Source organism: Desulfofundulus thermosubterraneus DSM 16057, assembly GCF_900142025.1.
GTDB classification, from domain to species: domain Bacteria; phylum Bacillota; class Desulfotomaculia; order Desulfotomaculales; family Desulfovirgulaceae; genus Desulfofundulus; species Desulfofundulus thermosubterraneus.
The window spans coordinates 15199-31613 of the sequence record NZ_FQZM01000043.1 but is presented as its reverse complement, the minus strand read 5'-3'; the positions used below and the strand labels follow the sequence as shown (position 1 = coordinate 31613).

Here is a 16415-nt window from a genome sequence, read left to right as displayed (position 1 = left end):
GCTCACCGGCAGCTTTGGAAATGCCGGGCTGTCCACCTGGGACTTGATCTGCCAGTAACCGGCCGGTAAAGCCGGATAAGTGGGTTTTTCCACCTGGGGCTTAATCGCCCACATACCCCCTGGTATTTCCGGCAAAACAGGGACTCCCACCGCGGGCTTGATCTGCCACATAGCCGCCGGGATCTCCGGCAGGGCAGGGGAGCTTACCTGGGAGATAATTTGCCAGGTGCTCACCGGCAGCTTTGGAAATGCCGGGCTGTCCACCTGGGACTTGATCTGCCAGTAACCGGCCGGTAAAGCCGGATAAGTGGGCTTTTCTACCTGGGGTTTAATTGCCCAGCTTACTGCGGCAACCGCCGGTTTTACATACCCAAACCCACTTGGAGCTACTATGGGAGTAACTGTCATAGCCCCCGCCAGTGCTGCCGCTGCTGCCGCAATCCTGGCCCGCCCGGCCAGCAAGCCAGAAGCATACATACTCACAAATGCTGGCGCCCAGCGGTCGGCCTCGCTCCCGGGCCCAAGCCTGGTGGGGCTGGAGAAGCCCAGAAAGTCCTTGATCTTTGCTGCCGCTCCTTTAAGCGCCTCGGGAATTGCTTCAACCTTTTCCTCGATTCCTTTTGCAAACGAACTGATCAAATTGCGACCCCATTCCAACGCTTCCCCAGGTAAACCTTTCAGCCAGGTCCAAACTTCCTCTGCCGACTTTTTAAGGTTTTCCCATGCCTCTACCGAATGCGTTTTTACCCAATTCCAAACCTCAGTCATCTTGTCCCTGAAGCCCAGAAAATTGGCTTTCCAGGCCGCTACCGCGCCAGCAATAACAGCACTGACCCCCAGGATAATCCACCCTATGGGCCCCAAAGCAATCAACCAGGCCGCTGCAACTCGGCCGGCAAAAATCATAGCCTGGCCAGCCAGTCTAAGCAGACTCCCGCCAAATTGCCCTGCGTAGCGCACTCCAAGAGCAAACCACGATCCCGCCCGGCCAACTGCTGCCACTATTTTCACCAGGGTGGGGTGTCCAAACGCGATCGCACTCCACAGCGCACGTATTATGCCGGTCCCTTGTCGGAAATACTTAAAGGTATTCCAAAAGCCAATAATGCCCCGCCCGGCAGCCATCGCGCTCCCGCCCAGGCGGGCAAAAATGCCAATCACCGACAAGACGTTTCTCCCGAAAACGGCAATCCCTATCCTGGCCGCCCCGGCTGCAATATTAAATCCCGCCAGGACCCCCAAAGAATACATCAGCCAGCGTGTCAGCCCGGGATGTTCCTTGCTGAATTTAGCAAATTTCCCAAGCAGATCTGTGGCCCGGCTAACCGCCTTTGTTAAAAACCCAAGAATCGGCGTTCCACCAGTAACGAAAAGATTATGCCATGCTTCCTCCAACTGCTCCACCTGAGAATTAAACGTCTGCTGCTGGAGGGCGATTCGCTCATTTAAACCCATTGCCCGTCTTGTTGCCGCGGAAACTTCCTCCCAGCTGCCGGCTCCTTCTTTTATTAATGCAAGAGCCGCCCGGGCGCCTTCCACTCCAAACATTTCCGTGAAAGCAGTCTGGACCACATCGGCGCGCAAGCCCCTGGTATGCTCCCTCAGAACCTTGATTATGTCAGCCATCGGCCTGAGCTTACCAGACTCATCATGGAAAAGATCCCTACCGGCTAGCCCTATCCTGCTCGCCCCCCGCTGGATATTCGCTACATCAGCCGTTGTAAGACCTAATTCCTTCATTGCCTGCGCGCTCATCCGGGTAGTGGGCGCTAGGCGGCGGAGCATATCCGCCAGGTTGGTTCCGGCAGTGGTACCGTCAAGCCCCCGATTGTTTAACACCGCCAGCGCCAGCCCGGTATCCTTGTAGCTTAACCCCAGTTGGGCAGCCGCCGCCGAAGCGTATTTGTATCCTTCCGTTAACGAGTACAGAGAAGCCGTGGAAGCATTGTCCACCCGGGACATAAAATCTGCCAGGTTCAGCATCTCCTTGCCCTGGATAGCGTAAGCATTGCCCACCTTCACCATGGACTCCGCCACCTGGGCCGGCAGCATACCGCTGGCCTGGGCCAGCTTCACCGTCGCCTCGCCGGTGCCAGCTAAAATATCTTTTGCCGCCACGCCGCCCTTAGCCAGCATCAGATAACCCTGCCCGGCTTCTGTAGCACTAAAGCGCGTGGCCATGCCCATCTGCTTTGCCTGCTCAGCCAGCGCTTTGGCCTGTTTTTCCCACTCTTTGAGCGGCATTGCCGAATCATAGGTAACTATCTTCAGTTCCTGCAGCACATCCTGGAAGTCGCCGGCGGCCTTTACCGCACCGACAAATGGCGCGGCCATCATCATCCCGCTAGCTACCTGGGCCATCCCGCGGGTTTCCATCTTGTCCAATGCCTTCCGGGCTTCTGCCAGCGAAGCCGTATTAACACCAAAATTAATTTGTGCGCTGCTTAACTGCTTCACTGCTGTGCCTAAACTTCTTAAGCTACTCTCTGCGCTGGCCAGAGCGCCCCGCATATTGTTATATGCGGTAAGTATCAAGGCCACGGTAAAAGTAGAGCCAGCCATAACTGCACCTTGCCTTCGCCCATCAGCATGATATAATCAAACAAAAGGGGAGGAGCCTATGAAAACAATCATGTTTTTTGTATCTCTTTTAACTATTCCGTTTTGCTATCTGCTGGCCATTATTCCCGCCAGCATCTTGATGGCTACCTTGGACACCGACAGCCTCTGGCCGGCCTGGATTATCACGGCAATTCTTTATCTTATTGGCCTCCGCACCTTGCTATCCCTTGTAAAATCTTAATCTTTCAGTTCCTCCACCAAATCCTCAATGGCAACACAAACTGCTTCCCTGGTCAGGTCATCAAAAGACAGCCATTCGCTAAGGCTCATCCCCGTTAAATGCGCCACCCGGGCCCATCTCAAGAAGTCTGCCCGTTCAGCAAAAAACGGGCCGCTTCCTTAGCCTTGTCTTGCATTTCCTCAGTCATTCCAAACATCTCGTTAAAAACGCCTTGATAAAACACAACATCTTTTGCGTCCCAGGTATCGAAAAGATTTTTATAACTTTCCACCGGCACCGGCTGATCATTAATCTTCGTTATGCATTTCGCCTGGACGTAATAATCCACCAGCACCGCCCCGGAAAGTACGTTATCCGCGCTGATTCTGGTTAATTTTAAAACTGCCAGCCGGTCTGCTCCTGTCGGCGCCCGAAAATGGATCCTCTTCCCGCTGGGCAATTCCAGAGGCCCGTACTCAGTCATTACTTCCTACCTCCCATTAATGAAAATGAATCGGAATCGGCTCGATACCTTCAGCTTTAAAAGCTAAGTCCTCTTCCAGAACATCCTTACCCTGCTTGGCTTTCAATTCTAAATCGTGGATCTTGCAGTCTAGCAGCCGGTACCGGCCCACATACCCCTTGTCCGGCGCGTCAATAGAAAGTGTAATCGTAAAGCGGGGGGCAATATTGATCCGGCTGCCCCTTTTTAATGAGCTGTGTCCCCAGATGCGATTCACAATGTCAAGAAGGGCGTGCCCTTTTTTAAGCTTGCCCTCTATCTTGATTACTCCGTCCAAAATAGATGGAATCCGCTCGCCTAAACCCAGGTATTCCTCCGTCTCTTCTTTTATCGAAAACTCTGCCTCCTGGTACTCCCCTACTAGCTCCGGCCCTTTTGGACCGGTGATTAATACTGAGCAATCATACCCCTGTATCTTGTGGTTGGGCATCGTCTTTCACTCTCCTTTTAGTGGCAGTCTCGCTTGCGGTTTCGGGCCGGGAGGCGGGTTTAACATCAAGCACAAGTGCTCTGACCGGACACACATCCAGACACAACGCGCAGGCTACACACTCTCCCGAAAGCACGACCTTGTTTCCCGCCATCGTGAGCGCCCCAGTGGGGCACACCGGAGCGCACAGACCGCATCCCGAGCATCTTTCACCTATTTCAAGAAGCATTAACTTGCGCCCCCTTTAACTAATTAAGCAGCAAGTAACCGCTGCACCGCCACGTCAACGTAATCTGCTGCGTAAACGGGCCGGACCCGCACCTGCACGTTTAGAATCCGGGCCGCGATCGTCTCCGGCGTATTGTTGCTGTCGTCGCAGACCGTCGGTTTGTAGTCGTAAATTTCACCCTTCATCTTCTTGTTGAAAAGCAGGGCGTCCATCTGATCGGCCACGGCCGACCGCAGCTCGGGGGTGTTCTCTTCGCCCACCACCCACTGCAGGCCGTCGTAAACTTCCATCTCCAACTGATCGAAGGCGCGGCGGATGTTCGTTTGCGACCAGGCCGGGTCAGTTGACAAGTTAACCCCATTCCGGATCCGGAAACCCCGCCCGACAACCAGGGTGATGGGGGAGATTCTGGCCAGCGTCAGGTCCTTTACCTCTGCTTCTGTAAACAATCGTTCGCAGGAAAGAATCCCGTTGATCTGCTTGTTGGTCGGGCTCTGCTGCGCCGCCAGGACGGCCAGCCGGCCGGCGTAATACCCGTCGGGGGCAACGTAGCTACCCGGAAGCTCCTGGGGTTCCAGCCAGGGATAGGTCAGCACCGCCCGCATGGAATCCAGCGCAGCCGTTAAAGCAGTCGCCTGGCTCACGCTCTGCCCCGGCGGCGTGTTCAGCACCGCCACCCGCAAACCCTGGGCAGGGGTGGCCGTCGCGCAGTGGGCGATCAGGGCGCTTTGAATCGCCGCACTATACTGCTGGGCGCACAGCACCAGGGCGCAGCGCACCGCCTCCAGCGCCTTTAAACCCGTCCGGTTTCCGTTCGCGTCCACCGTGCCCACGTAATCGCTGTCTGAAGTATTCGCCCCATCGTCCCCGCCGGCAAGCGGCGTAGCGCTTATATTCGCCGGGATCTGCGTCGCCCCGGCGGCTCTGGTCACCGTCACGAACTGAGACTTTACGTTACCCAGGTTATCCAGAGTCAAATTGTCAAAAGTCTCGGACTGCTTGCCATAGACAATCACCAGCTTGAAAGTGCCGCTCTGTGTCCCTGATGCCACAGCAACTTTGATCTCGTTTCCCCAGGTGCCCGGCGTGGCCGCCGTTACAATTATGGAATCCTGCGGCGTGGTTTGCGCGTCCTTCAGGATCTTTTGGGCGGGCGCGATTGAACTGCTGCCCACCCGGACAATCTTTATGTCATTGGCCCCCTGGTTTAAAGCCCCCACTGCTGAAAGATAGCCCGTTAGCCCGCTCTTATACCCCCCGAACACATTAATCAACTGCTCCAAACTGCCCACGGTCACCGGCTTATTTACCGGCCCCTTGCAGAAGGTACCCACCAGCCCGATGGCCGAAAGGCTTACCGCCGCCGTCGGCCGGGGGCCCACGTCCGATTCGTCGATGGCCACCCGTGGCACAACATATTCCATCACCATCTAGATCTCACCCCTTCTAAAATTTTCCGGTATCTGCGCCAATGTTTTCAATGGCAGGCGTGCTCGCCTTGACAGCCCTTTCCGCCAGATAATCAACTTCCACTTCCAGGCTGGCTATATGCAGCAGCAGGTTGCTGCCCGCATCTTCCGTCAGGTACTCAATCTCGCCCACAAACACATTATCCACCGCGCCGCCCAGCGTGCTGTTTTGCAAAAGCTGCCGTCTCACCGCGTGGGCCATTTCCCGCACCCGCGCCTCTCCCGCCGCCGGGTCAACGTCCTTATCCCACACGGTCACCGAAAGCCGGGAAGTGCAATTATCGTAAAACCTGTCGTATTCGCTGTAAGTCTCTTTTTGCACCCCGACCGAAATACCTGGAGCATTTAAGGTGATTAAACCGTTTACCGGCTGCCACTCCTGCAGATCGGCCAGGTCCGGCGAAAGCTTAAGAACCTCGATGATTAACTCCGGCAACGGCAAAGGCATTTATTTTCCCTCCAGGATATAGGCCCTGACCGCCCGCATGATCGCCTGCCCGTCTTCCTCCTGGACCATTAAAAAGGGCCGGGCCGGGATGGTAGCCTTTTTCAGCATCAAGAAACGGCCGCCCATCGGGACGCAAAGCGCTTTTTTCGTTTTGGGCCGGATTACCCCACCCAGCTGGTGGATCCGGGCGTAGGGTAGGGAGGAGCCAATTTCCACGCTTTCATTGGTCACCCGGCCAACGTGGATCGACTTTTTCAAGTCGCCGGTCCGGCTCAAGATCTTCCCGACGGCAATCTTGGCCATCTCCAACCGCATGTGTTTCGCACGGGTGGCAGGTCGCTTGTACCGGCTTTCCACCTTTTCCCTTGCCAACCCGTAGTAGATCTTCAAAGTTAGCGGGCTCCACTTCTTCCAGCGCGGCCGGCCCTCTTCCTCGAAATTTCTCATCACCGAGGCAAGCAGGATCTGGCCAGCCCGGGCCATCAGCGGCCGCAGCTTGATCCCCCGGTTCCGGGCCACGTCGTTCATGAAAGCCATAGCCTGCTCCAAACCCTCGGCCTTTATCTGTACCTTCACCACTGCGCCAACACATCCTCGATCGGGCTTTTTTCCGGGGTAGTGGTGGCCATTTGCGGCCCTGTCTTGGTCCGTGCGGGAGCGGCCAGAACCACCCCCGGCTCCCGGTCGATCAAGCCCTTTTCAACAACCTTTTCGAGATCCTGTTCCGCTCTCTTCATCAAGACCTCGGCAAAAGTGGTCTGATCTTTCATTCGCTCGGAAACCTTCTCGTCCAGGATGAAAGCCCCGGTCATATCCACAACAATAGAATTGATAATCTTCGGTACCGGTTCCGCCAAAGGCACCAGGTACCGGGCGGAAAGATAAGCGTTCACCCTTGCCTCGGCTTTGGCGATATAAGCACTGATTATATCGTCTGTTAAATCCTTGTACTTCCGGAGAAGCTCGGAAAGGCTTCTCACCTGCTCCGGCGTAGCATACATCCTGAATAGCCCCTTACTTGATTGTTACCACGGCCACCCAGTCCGGGTGCAACAGGTAGGGCATCCCGGCCCGGCCAACCTGCACCAGCACCCCCGGCGGACTCGGGGGTACCGTGTCGGCCGACCGGGACCAAATCCCGGGCTGGCCCGGCCGGGTGCTCCCCGATAACGAAGTCGGTGCGGCCCACCGGTTCTCCAGCAGCTTCCTTGCACACTACAACCACCTTATCGTCCGGGATCATCTTTGTGATCGTCCTCACCAGGCCGCCGCCGGTAATGATTAACGGTGAACCCGCGATCGTTGCGTCAATGATACCCGATTTGGTGATCGTTATGGACTGGTCTGAAAGGGGGTTTTTGGGTGTGAGCGTGATGGTGTCCCCGCTCACCGTCGCAGTTACCGGCATGGCCGGGTTGCCGTTGATGAAGTTATTCAAGTGTATGGCGACCTTTTCTTTTGTATCGCCGTCAACGGCGGTATACAACCCCGAGCTCACCCCGCCGATGACCAGCGCGATGTCGTCCCCGGCAGCGATGGTCGTATCCGTTATCTGCACCGTTGCCGTCGGCACCGTGGCGGGGGCCAGTGCCTCGTATACCGCATCCTCCGCGACGACCTCCAGCCCCGCGATTCGTACCAGCTCGCCCCCCTGGTAAACCACGAAACCGGTGTCCCGCGCCGATTCGCCCCGGGCGATTACCTGCGCGTTGCGGGACAGGGAGGACCTGATCACCGAGTTCATTAAGATGTGCGTCGGATCCACCTTGCCGTTGGTCCTGATTTTAAGTTTGACCATCTCCAAATCGTCGATCGGTTTGGCGTTGGCCGTATCCGTCCAGGTGGCAGCAAGGCTGTTCAGGGGGATCATGTGGTCGGCCGGTATCCCGGCGGACACGACCGTATGAACATTTGTGCGTGGGTCTGTGTAATCAATCCCGCCCAGGAGCATCTGGTAGCGCAAAAAGTCGAACAAGAGATCGTTCCTGGCCACCAGGCGCTTTATCTCGTCGGCGATGTACTGCTTGCCGTACCGCTCGTTTAGCGTTCCCGGCTGGCGCAGGTTATTCAGCGTATCGCTGTCTACAGTAAAGCTCTCCCGGCTGTAAATCGGGTTGTGACTCTCGGAAACAACCTGCCTTCTGTCGGCAAAGGTGTCCGGTTTTTTGGGGTCGACCACCGGGGCTATTCCGGCGCCCCCATAGACCCGCTCTACAGTTACTGTTTTCACGGGCAGGTTCCGGGAGGGGAAAAACTGCCCCGCCTTGGTCTGAAAGTTTTCAAAGGTTCTCGCCAGTTCGGTCAATACAGTCCCGCCTAATGCCGCAATGTCGGTAGGCATCCGTATTCACTCCTCCTCGGATTTTTGTTACCGGCGGTAACGAACGTGGTTACTGTCTGCCTCTCGCCTCCTTGAAAATCCTCATAAAACAAGGATTTGCGCACCCGTTACCAGGTACCGCCCCTTTTTTAAGCCCTGTTTTCCGGGTAACAATCCGGTAACATGCCGGCCTTAATCCCGTTACCGGCCTAACCAGCCGGTTTTCCCGGCCCTTGAAAATCAAGGCATTTCTGACACCCCCTCATTGTTACCGGCCGTTTTGGTTCGTTACCATCCGGTTACTGCGGTAACGGTTTTAATTAATTGGCTGTTACTCTGGTAACATTGGCCGTTACCTTGCCGTTACTGCTCTTTTAACTGCGGCACCACGTCGCCATAAATGTCTTTTGCACTCGTGGCACCAGGCTGCTGGCTGGTCTGGAATCCCGCCTGGGAGAACTTGACCCGGCAGGTGGCCGGCATGCTTTCCAGAATGGCGTAAATCTGTTCGGCCAGGCTGACCTCCTTGTTGTCGGCAAGCCTCACCCTGGTGGTTGCAAAGGACGGGTTGGCCAGGAGAACGGCTTTTGCCTGCTCGCACATAGCCGGTGGAATTCCCTTTGCCACCATGTCGGCAAGCCTTTGTTCCACCTGCACTTTCCAGGATGTATTTTCCGCGCTGGCCAACTTCGTTTCCGTTTCGGCCAGCTTGGTTTTCAGGGCATCGAGTTCGGCCAGCTTCGCCTTCAACTCGTCAATCTCAGCCAGCTTTTTCCGGTACTCCTCGCCGGGTTCCCCCTGACTGCCGCCTGGCTTTAAGCCTTCCATAAATCTGGAGAGGTTTTCGGCCAGCTTTTTCAGCAGGCTGTTGTTCTCCCGCATTAACTCTTCGCTCATTCCCCTTACCTCCTCATAATCCAGGTATATCGTCTCCGGTGGATCGGAGAGGACCACTGTATCAGGTAGCCTGGTCAGAAACGGTTCGTTGGTCAACGCAATGGCCATTAATACCGGCCCTACCTTAGTACCGGTTTCTTTATCGACGTAATTGGGGTCGTATTCCGCGCTTGCGAAACGGTACTTTTTGTTCCGAACGGCTTCCACGATTTCCTCGCCGGTAGGGTAGGCCAGGGCATAAAGCACATCCCCGTCTTGAATGAGGTCGTGCACCCAGGCCATTGCCGGCGCTCCCCCAAAGGTGGGCGCTGTCTCCCTGTCGTGGCCTATTCTTACGAAGGGTGGGCGTCCCAGGACATTGCGCTTGAAGTTCCTGATCATGGCGTTGAACAATTCCTGGGTTCCCACGATCTCCCCGTACTGCGGGTGCCGCCACCTGCCCAGGCGGAAGAAGGGTATGCGCAACCGCTCCGGCTCCGCCAGGCTGTATTCCCGGCGGTAGCGCTCTTCGTCGACCTCAATGCCTGCTTCCCTGGCGGCCGCCAGGAGCGTTCTCAGCGCCTGCTTCTTTGCTTCCACCGGAATATTGGTCTGTGGAAGGCGGGCCAGAGCGTTGCGAACGTGGTCAGAGTCGATTCTGCCGTCCTTATTGCGGTAGGGCAGATGGCGCAAGCTGCGGGGCACCGTCTTACCTTCCGCGTCTTTTTTACCCCCCGGCTCGATATACGCGAAACAACTATCCGGCAAGTCGTTAATGTATGCCGTTGTCCACTCCACAAGCTCATCCCCTTATTTTCATGCCGCCGTCCGCCAACCCTTGGGCAGCGGGGCAACCTCATCCCAATTCAACCTCTCCGACGTAATCAGCTCCGGTTGATACGCGCTGTATACCGGCACCAGGACCGACCGGCAGCGCCCGTGTAAAGGGGGAGTATTCGCGGCCAGCCGGGGGTCGTTCATCGCCATGATCAGCCCGTGCCTGGTGCGGCACTGGATACTGGTCCGGGCGTCCATCACCGCCGAAAACTGTACGTAGTCAACCTGGTGTTCCGCGAAGCTGGCCAGCCGCCCCCGGTTGTATGCGTAAGTTGTCTCCGTGGTGACGATCAGGCTCCCCCTGTTTCGGCTGTCCTTGAGCACCCCGGCGATTTGCTGTTCTGCCTCCTCCCGGGTAATCTCCACCAGGTGGCTGATGACAATCTTCTTTACTGCCGCCACGATATCGCTGCCCACGTTCCCGGCCAGAACCAGCGCTCTTTTCTCCATTGCTTCCACGGCCTGCGCCGGAATCAGCCGGGGGTCCTTCAGGTAATCGAAATCAAACTCCGGGTATTCAGCCAGCTTCTTTTTGCCGTAGCGCCGGTGCAGCTCCCGCACCAGCCGATCCCCGTGCGCCCGGCCGGCCGCCACCATCCTGGCCCCGTGCCGGGCCAGCATTTTGGCCAACCTTCCTTCGTCCGGGCGTGGGATCAGCTCATCCACTGCCCAGGCTTTCTCCAGCCGAAAGCCGCTTTTCTTTAACCGCTCTATCTTCCGCCAGGGAATCTCTTTGAAATATCCGGTTAACCAGCGCTCAAAATCGGCCAGAAAACTTGTCTCGGCCTCATCCAGTTGACCAAACATTTGTTGCTCCATTTTTATTCCTCCTGGCGGGCCCGGAAATACCGGTCGTACTGGCTTGCCACAGTTTCCACCGGCGCTTGCGCGCCACCCCTGGACAGCGGCCGCTGAGGTAACCCCATCTTCTTCCGGGCAAATTGAAAGTCTTCATCCGTTTCCACGTCCATCAAGCCGTTGTTTACCAGGCTATCAAAAATTTTCGACCAGGTTTCCAACTCCTCCGGCCCCGGGGGGGTTTCCGTAAAATCACCGTAATCTTTCTGCGGCCCGAAGTTATAATCAACTAGCCGGGCAATTAACTGGTCCAGCAAAACCTCCTTGAGTTGCCTGAAAATCGCCTTGACCATAAGAAGAAAACTGTAGAAGTGGGATGTACCCAGGGCCAGGCTCCCCGACCGGGCGCCCTCGTCAAAAAGCAGGGAGGGGACCAAAAGCCCGCGACAGATCATCTTGTTGAGATAATTGATCGCCAGGTTGAAGGCGCTCCCCACGCCCGACCCCCCGGTGACCAGCGCCTTCACGTCTGGAATTTGGATGCTCCCGCTACTGGCCCCGGGCCCCTGGGCGCCCCCCGCCGAAAGGGCCAGGGCTGTCCCGTGCTGCAGATTATTTAGCAGCTTGGTCGCGTATTCAAGCTGGCTGATTTCCTCCTTGGTTTCCGGATCGACAATATTTCCGTCCGGTACGATGGCCACCATCAGCGGCGTGCCGAACTTATCCAGTGCCTTGGCCCACATTTTAAGAAGGGCGTCCTTCAACAACCAGTTCTTTCTCACCGGCTTAAAAGCGCTCTTTCCGTAGTAGTTTCCAAACCTCTTGCGGTATGAGAAAACGATGCACTTTTCCAGCGGCAGCGACTGCTCCATGGCCTGGTAAGTACTTTTCTGTTCAATTACTTCAAGTCGGCCAAAGCGGTTTACCTTAAAGCTGATGGTCGACGGGTGGTACGTCGCCAGGTAGTCTAATTTAATCCGGGCGGCGGCCGGCCGCCAGACAATCTCCGTCACGGAATACCCGGCCCATACCGCCGAAAGAATATCCTCGCAGGCCAGTAGCAGGCTGCCGTCCATCTCTTCAAAGCACTCGCGCACAAAGCCGGTGATCCGTTCGTCCGGGTGGCTGTACTCACCCAGGTAGCTCAACACGCACAAGGTCAGGAAGTAGAACGCGGCGCCCACCGTCTCGTCCGTGTCCAACATCCGCTCGTACTCGCTCACATAAGCGGCGTCCGGGTTGACAATCGCCCCGTCGAAAAGGTTAAACGTAACGCTCAACTGGCTGCCGATCTGCCCAACCTGCGGTTTATCCGCCACCTGGCTCACCTCACCAATTCAAATCCGCCACAACGCTCCGCCCGACCACCTGGCCGCCGGTAAGGCCGGGCCTCGCACCTCCCTTTCCGGTGGCCAGCCACAGGGCAATCCGGGCAGAATTGATTGCCATCCCGTAGTGGTTGGCCACGTTCTTTTTGTAGCGGGCCGGGCTGTCCTCGGACTCTTTCTCTTTTTCCTTGACCAGCTTTTTCAGGTGACTCTCTACCGTACGCAGCACCTGCTCCTCGGCCGGTGTCCGCGGCTTCGGGAGCAGTGCAAGCGGGGGAACGGTGGCGAACAGGTCGGTAGTCTCATCCAGTGATTCGTCGCGGTCCACGGTCACCACGCGCACCGTGCGGTCGCCTTCGCCTTCTGACTTCTCCTTGAGGTCGGAACCTTTGAAGTATTGAATGTATCCCACGGCCCGGGTGAGGCTCCGGACCACCTGCTTGGATGTCGTCTTGTACGGCAATGCGTCTATGACCAGTGCACCGGCGTTGAATGCGTGTTCAAGGTGTTTGACCCGCTCCACCAGGTCCTCGACATCGATCTCCTCGAAGTGCAGGAAGCGGATACCTTCCCCGGCGAAGGGGGCCGCCACCGCGATATGCGCCCGGTCGCCCATGTCGATGCCTATACCGGTAATGGTGTCGCTCCAGCGGTCGTGCCAGTAATAATCGCCGGCCTGCCTGACCCTTTGCAGGACCTCGTCCGTTATGGGCTGCATGTCGCCGCCGTCGGGCCTGGCCAGTACGGAGCACCTGAACTTTGCCAGCTTGCTCGGCTTGTTCTGGGCCTTCTGCCACCTGTCCCAGATAAAGGCCAGGTTGAGCCCGGGCATGATCAGCTGCGGCACTCGATAGCTCACGTGGTCACGGGTGCGCTCCGGCTTCTCCGGGATCCAGCGCCCCTCGTTTACGTCCAGGGGGGTGCCGCACTTCACGCACACCAGCATGACCTCTCCCTTATGGCGGATGAAGTTCTGCGGGAATTCGTCCTCCACCACCTGCTCGCGGCGGCATCCCCGGCACCGCACGTGCCAGCGCCGCCGGTCGCCGTCCTGGTACCGCTCATCGATCCCAATTCCCGGAAACATCCCCACCGAGAAAAACCTGAGCAGTGCCAGGTCGGAGGCCGCTATCCGGTCCAGCGACCAGTCCAGGTTCTCCTGGTCGATCAGGTCCACCTCGTCGTACAGGTTGCAATCGCTGGGAATCGAGATGGCTCCCAGGACCGACTGCAGCCCCACGAAATACAGAAAATGCGTGTCGATCTCCTTGAGCCCCGTCTGGTCGGTGCCCCGCAGCCGGCTGCGCAGGTATTCGCTCCGGTTGACGAAGGCATCCATGCGGGTAGTGGAAAACCGGTCGGACATTTTCTGTGTGGGGAGGAAGTAAATTACGTTCCGGCGGGCCTGGTCCAGAAGGTATATGGCAAACCCAAGGAACAGGGTGGAGAAGCCCGTCTGGGCGCCCTTTAGAATGGTCATCTGGCGGTGCTTCATGTTGCCGACGATTTCCACCAGCGCCCTGCGCCGGCTCATGTCCCAGGGTTTCCCGTCATCCAGGCGCACGTTTTTGTGCATCCACTCGGCGAAGTCCAGGCCCGCCTGGCGCTCGCCGATCAGATCCTTGATCAGCATGGCTACTTCCTCAACGCCTCCGCCTGCCGGTCCACCATCTCCGCCAGCCTCGCCGCCAGTTCCGGGTCGGCGGCCACTTCCGCGCGCAGCGCCTCCTTGATCCTGGACACGGCTGCATCCACGCCCCGGTTGAAGTTGAACTTCAATTGCTCACGGCGCACACCGGAAGCCTCCAGCTTGGCCAGGGCCTTGAGAACTTCCGTTACCTTGGCCTGGGCCAGGTCGTCCAGATCCACCTGCATCAAGAATTCCATGATCAGCTGGGTGGCCAGCTGGTTTGCCGCCTCGGCCATCTCCGTGGCGGGGGCGTCGGGGTTGACTTCCACTATCGCCCTGGCCTGTTCTTTTACCACCCGCAAGCGCTCCAGGCGGGAGAGGAAGTCCTTGCCGTACCGCGCCAGGGAACTTTTCCCTACCGGGTGACCCATCTGGTTAAGCCAGTTGGCGAGCTGCTGGTACGTATAGCCCTCCACCAGCTTGCGGTTGATGGCTTCCACTATTTCCGGGGGGAGGGTCTCGACCTTGAAGTGCTTGCGCCGCTTGCCCACACTACAACACCACGCCCGGGTCAGCCGGGATATTCCCTTCCAGCAGGTCGACACCGGTGGCCGTCAATTTGACCAGGGTGCGGGTTACGCCCAGGATATCGTCCTTTTCCTCCCACCGGGTGATGTAGCCCTTTTCGGCCAGGTATGCCAGGTAACCGTTCAGAACGGCAGGGGAGGTGGGGCAGGACCGGTCGTTAAGGGTGACCTCCAGCAGCTCTACGCTGGCCGGCCCCGGATAGGCCACTTTGAGGATTTGCATTATGTGTCCCCGCACAATACGGGCTTCGTACTTCTCAAGCCCCATCACCTAACGCCCCCAATCAGGCGGTTTAATGCCTTGTTGATTTCGCTCACTTCCTTGCCGATGTTGTCCACCTTGTTGTCCAGCCCGGCAATCGCCCGGATGAAGTCGTCACGTAAGACGTAACGCTGGGGCAGGGTTTCCCTGATGACGTTGAGATCCTTCTGGATGCCGTCGATCTTCTGATCCTGCTCCTGCTGTTTTTCTTTCACGCTTTGCCTGATGTCGCGCAGGAAATAAGCTATAATTCCCATGGCCACGCACAGCAGGGTGTAGAGCAGCGTGGCCACCGGCCGGTAAAGTTCGGAGGGCAGGTCTAGCACGTGCTACCCGCCTCCTTGCGCCCTTCAAGCAGGTCCGCCCACTGGTTGCCGAGCTCGTCCTTGATGTTTCGCAGCGCCCACTCGATTAATCCCTTGATCTCGTCGTCGGAAAGGGTGATACCCGCCCGGGCCGCCTGGGCGGCCAGCCAGGCGGCGGCCGCATTGTACTTCTCCGGACCGCTGGCGCCCTTCCAGGCCTGTTCGACGTACTTCACGGCGATGAGGGCCATGTCTTTCTTGGTTTGCAGTTCCTCCTGGATCCTGCGCAGCTTTTCCACGCCCATCTTGCGCCTTAGCCACTCCAGGCCGGCCGCCACACCCACGGGAATGATGACCGCCAGGGCCGCCCTGCTAACTTCCAAAATCAGTTCGCCCCACAAGCTTTATCCCGCCTTTCGCAGTTCTTCCTGCACGACCTGGCGGACCAGGTCCTTGATCCCGGCCATGATGATGTCCTTGAGCCGCATGCAGAGAGCCACACCCTCGGCTCGGGTGAGGCCGTCGTTCGGGCGGAACTTCTCGTCCCTGGCAACCAGGCCGCATCCCAGGGCATCCTTGATTATACTTTCCGCCCAGTGTCCCGCGATGTCGGTGAACACTTTTTCCACCTTCCTTCCGATCAGTACCGCCTGCACGTCCTTTTTAAAGCCGCTCCAGGCGGATTCCGCACCGGCAAAACCGTACTGCCGCGCCGTGGCGTCGTTCACGAAAAACCGGGGGCAGTCTTTGCCGGTGACGTCATAATGCCGCCATATGCGGTCCACACCCCAGCCATAGCGGCGCAGGATGTCAGCCACCAGATCCACCGCGTTCCTGTAAGTCACGGCAAAATCTGCGTCGGCATTTACGCAGATCTCAACGCCGATAGTGCAGTCGTTGGGGTAGCGGGACAATTTTTGCAAAGCTTCCGGGCGGTAAACCCGTGCGCCCACGTGGTAGGCCATCTCATCTTCGGGGATGCACAGGATTGCCTCGCGGTCGTCCACAATCCAGTGGGCGGACACTTTATCCTGCGGGTGCGTCTCGAAATAGTCGCGGTTGGCCCGGGCGTTGGCGCCGCGATTGGTGTTGGCCGTCCAGTGCACGACCACCGCCTTGGGCTTGATCTTGCGCCCCGGGCGGTTCGCGGAAGTGAGCAGGAGGGTGCGCTTCTGCATGATTACACCTCCTATATTGTGGGGCGTTGGCGTTGCGGTCCGGGTTCCAGTTCCCCAACCGCCGGCTCGCTAGTTTCATTCATGACCGGTGCGGGCCGCCGCGCCCCGCTTCTCCGGGGGACCCCCCCGAACCGGGAGGCAACCCGATCGCCGAAGTACCCGGCCAGGATGGTGAGTACGGGCCACGAGCACACCGACAGGAAGTCCACGTGCAGGTCGGCCAGCCGGCCCCGCATCAGTGCCGCAAGCATTACGATCACCACCAAAACGTATACCCCTGAAAAAACCAGGGCCAGCGTTTCGGTAATGCTCAACCCGTCGTCGTCGTTGTAAAATCCCCTCATGTTATCGCCCCGGCCGGGTGTTAAAAAATTAACAGTCCCCCAAAAAAGCCGAATGGGGCTGCCGGACGG

The 16415-nt window shown here is 57.8% G+C and carries 20 protein-coding genes; 1 reads left to right on the top strand and 19 read right to left on the bottom strand.

The window, feature by feature from the left end:
• The coding region (locus BUA65_RS14485) for a phage tail tape measure protein (RefSeq protein ID WP_207543908.1) at positions 1-2376 on the bottom strand (2376 nt) is incomplete at its 3' end.
• A 244-nt stretch (positions 2377-2620) separates the two neighbouring features.
• Here BUA65_RS14485 and BUA65_RS14480 point away from each other — a divergent pair.
• Complete coding sequence (locus tag BUA65_RS14480; RefSeq protein ID WP_072870731.1) at positions 2621-2803, top strand: hypothetical protein; 183 nt, start codon at positions 2621-2623, stop codon at positions 2801-2803.
• A 118-nt stretch (positions 2804-2921) separates the two neighbouring features.
• Here the strand turns inward: BUA65_RS14480 and BUA65_RS14475 are convergent, their stop codons facing one another.
• From BUA65_RS14475 to BUA65_RS14390, 18 genes are all read right to left on the bottom strand, one after another.
• Positions 2922-3266, bottom strand: coding sequence for a hypothetical protein (locus tag BUA65_RS14475; protein ID WP_072870730.1), 345 nt, complete (start codon positions 3264-3266; stop codon positions 2922-2924).
• 16 nt (positions 3267-3282) lie between these two features.
• Complete coding sequence (locus BUA65_RS14470) at positions 3283-3735, bottom strand: hypothetical protein (RefSeq protein WP_072870728.1); 453 nt, start codon at positions 3733-3735, stop codon at positions 3283-3285.
• Positions 3707-3964 (bottom strand): DUF362 domain-containing protein, encoded by a 258-nt coding sequence (locus tag BUA65_RS14465; protein WP_072870726.1) that lies wholly within the window; start codon positions 3962-3964, stop codon positions 3707-3709. Before BUA65_RS14465 ends, BUA65_RS14470 begins: the two co-directional genes overlap by 29 nt.
• 23 nt (positions 3965-3987) lie before the next feature.
• A complete protein-coding gene (locus BUA65_RS14460; protein WP_072870724.1) occupies positions 3988-5394 on the bottom strand; it encodes a phage tail sheath subtilisin-like domain-containing protein in 1407 nt (468 codons plus the stop codon).
• 16 nt (positions 5395-5410) lie between these two features.
• A complete protein-coding gene (locus BUA65_RS14455) occupies positions 5411-5881 on the bottom strand; it encodes a hypothetical protein (RefSeq protein ID WP_072870723.1) in 471 nt (156 codons plus the stop codon).
• Positions 5882-6460 carry a phage virion morphogenesis protein gene (locus BUA65_RS14450; RefSeq protein WP_114281509.1) on the bottom strand — a complete coding sequence of 193 codons (579 nt, stop codon included), beginning with the start codon at positions 6458-6460 and terminating at the stop codon, positions 5882-5884. It lies immediately after the preceding gene.
• A complete protein-coding gene (locus BUA65_RS14445; protein ID WP_072870721.1) occupies positions 6454-6882 on the bottom strand; it encodes a phage protein Gp36 family protein in 429 nt (142 codons plus the stop codon). Before BUA65_RS14445 ends, BUA65_RS14450 begins: the two co-directional genes overlap by 7 nt.
• The gene (locus tag BUA65_RS14440; RefSeq protein ID WP_242656346.1) at positions 6858-8222 is read right to left on the bottom strand and encodes a major capsid protein; all 1365 of its coding nucleotides are present in this window, start codon (positions 8220-8222) and stop codon (positions 6858-6860) included. The genes BUA65_RS14445 and BUA65_RS14440 overlap by 25 nt, the downstream gene beginning before the upstream one ends.
• 342 nt (positions 8223-8564) lie before the next feature.
• Positions 8565-9875, bottom strand: a complete 1311-nt coding sequence (locus BUA65_RS14435) for a phage protease (RefSeq protein ID WP_242656345.1) — start codon at positions 9873-9875, stop codon at positions 8565-8567.
• Between the two features lie 18 nt (positions 9876-9893).
• Entirely contained in the window at positions 9894-10733 is an 840-nt protein-coding gene (locus BUA65_RS14430; RefSeq protein WP_072870719.1) for a minor capsid protein, read from the bottom strand.
• Between the two features lie 2 nt (positions 10734-10735).
• A complete protein-coding gene (locus tag BUA65_RS14425) occupies positions 10736-12031 on the bottom strand; it encodes a phage portal protein family protein (protein WP_072870740.1) in 1296 nt (431 codons plus the stop codon).
• A 10-nt stretch (positions 12032-12041) separates the two neighbouring features.
• Positions 12042-13673, bottom strand: coding sequence for a phage terminase large subunit family protein (locus BUA65_RS14420; RefSeq protein WP_072870718.1), 1632 nt, complete (start codon positions 13671-13673; stop codon positions 12042-12044).
• Positions 13674-13675: 2 nt separating this feature from the next.
• Positions 13676-14221, bottom strand: a complete 546-nt coding sequence (locus BUA65_RS14415) for a phage protein Gp27 family protein (RefSeq protein WP_072870716.1) — start codon at positions 14219-14221, stop codon at positions 13676-13678.
• 1 nt (position 14222) lies between these two features.
• A complete protein-coding gene (locus BUA65_RS14410; protein ID WP_072870714.1) occupies positions 14223-14525 on the bottom strand; it encodes a hypothetical protein in 303 nt (100 codons plus the stop codon).
• Entirely contained in the window at positions 14525-14845 is a 321-nt protein-coding gene (locus BUA65_RS14405; protein WP_072870712.1) for a hypothetical protein, read from the bottom strand. The genes BUA65_RS14410 and BUA65_RS14405 overlap by 1 nt, the downstream gene beginning before the upstream one ends.
• Positions 14839-15225: a phage holin, LLH family gene (locus BUA65_RS14400; RefSeq protein WP_072870707.1), complete on the bottom strand. Its 387-nt coding sequence runs from the start codon at positions 15223-15225 to the stop codon at positions 14839-14841. The genes BUA65_RS14405 and BUA65_RS14400 overlap by 7 nt, the downstream gene beginning before the upstream one ends.
• 3 nt (positions 15226-15228) lie before the next feature.
• The gene (locus tag BUA65_RS14395) at positions 15229-16002 is read right to left on the bottom strand and encodes an N-acetylmuramoyl-L-alanine amidase (protein WP_072870706.1); all 774 of its coding nucleotides are present in this window, start codon (positions 16000-16002) and stop codon (positions 15229-15231) included.
• Positions 16003-16013: 11 nt separating this feature from the next.
• Positions 16014-16346, bottom strand: coding sequence for a hypothetical protein (locus tag BUA65_RS14390; RefSeq protein WP_131821526.1), 333 nt, complete (start codon positions 16344-16346; stop codon positions 16014-16016).
• Between the last annotated feature and the right edge of the window lie 69 nt (positions 16347-16415).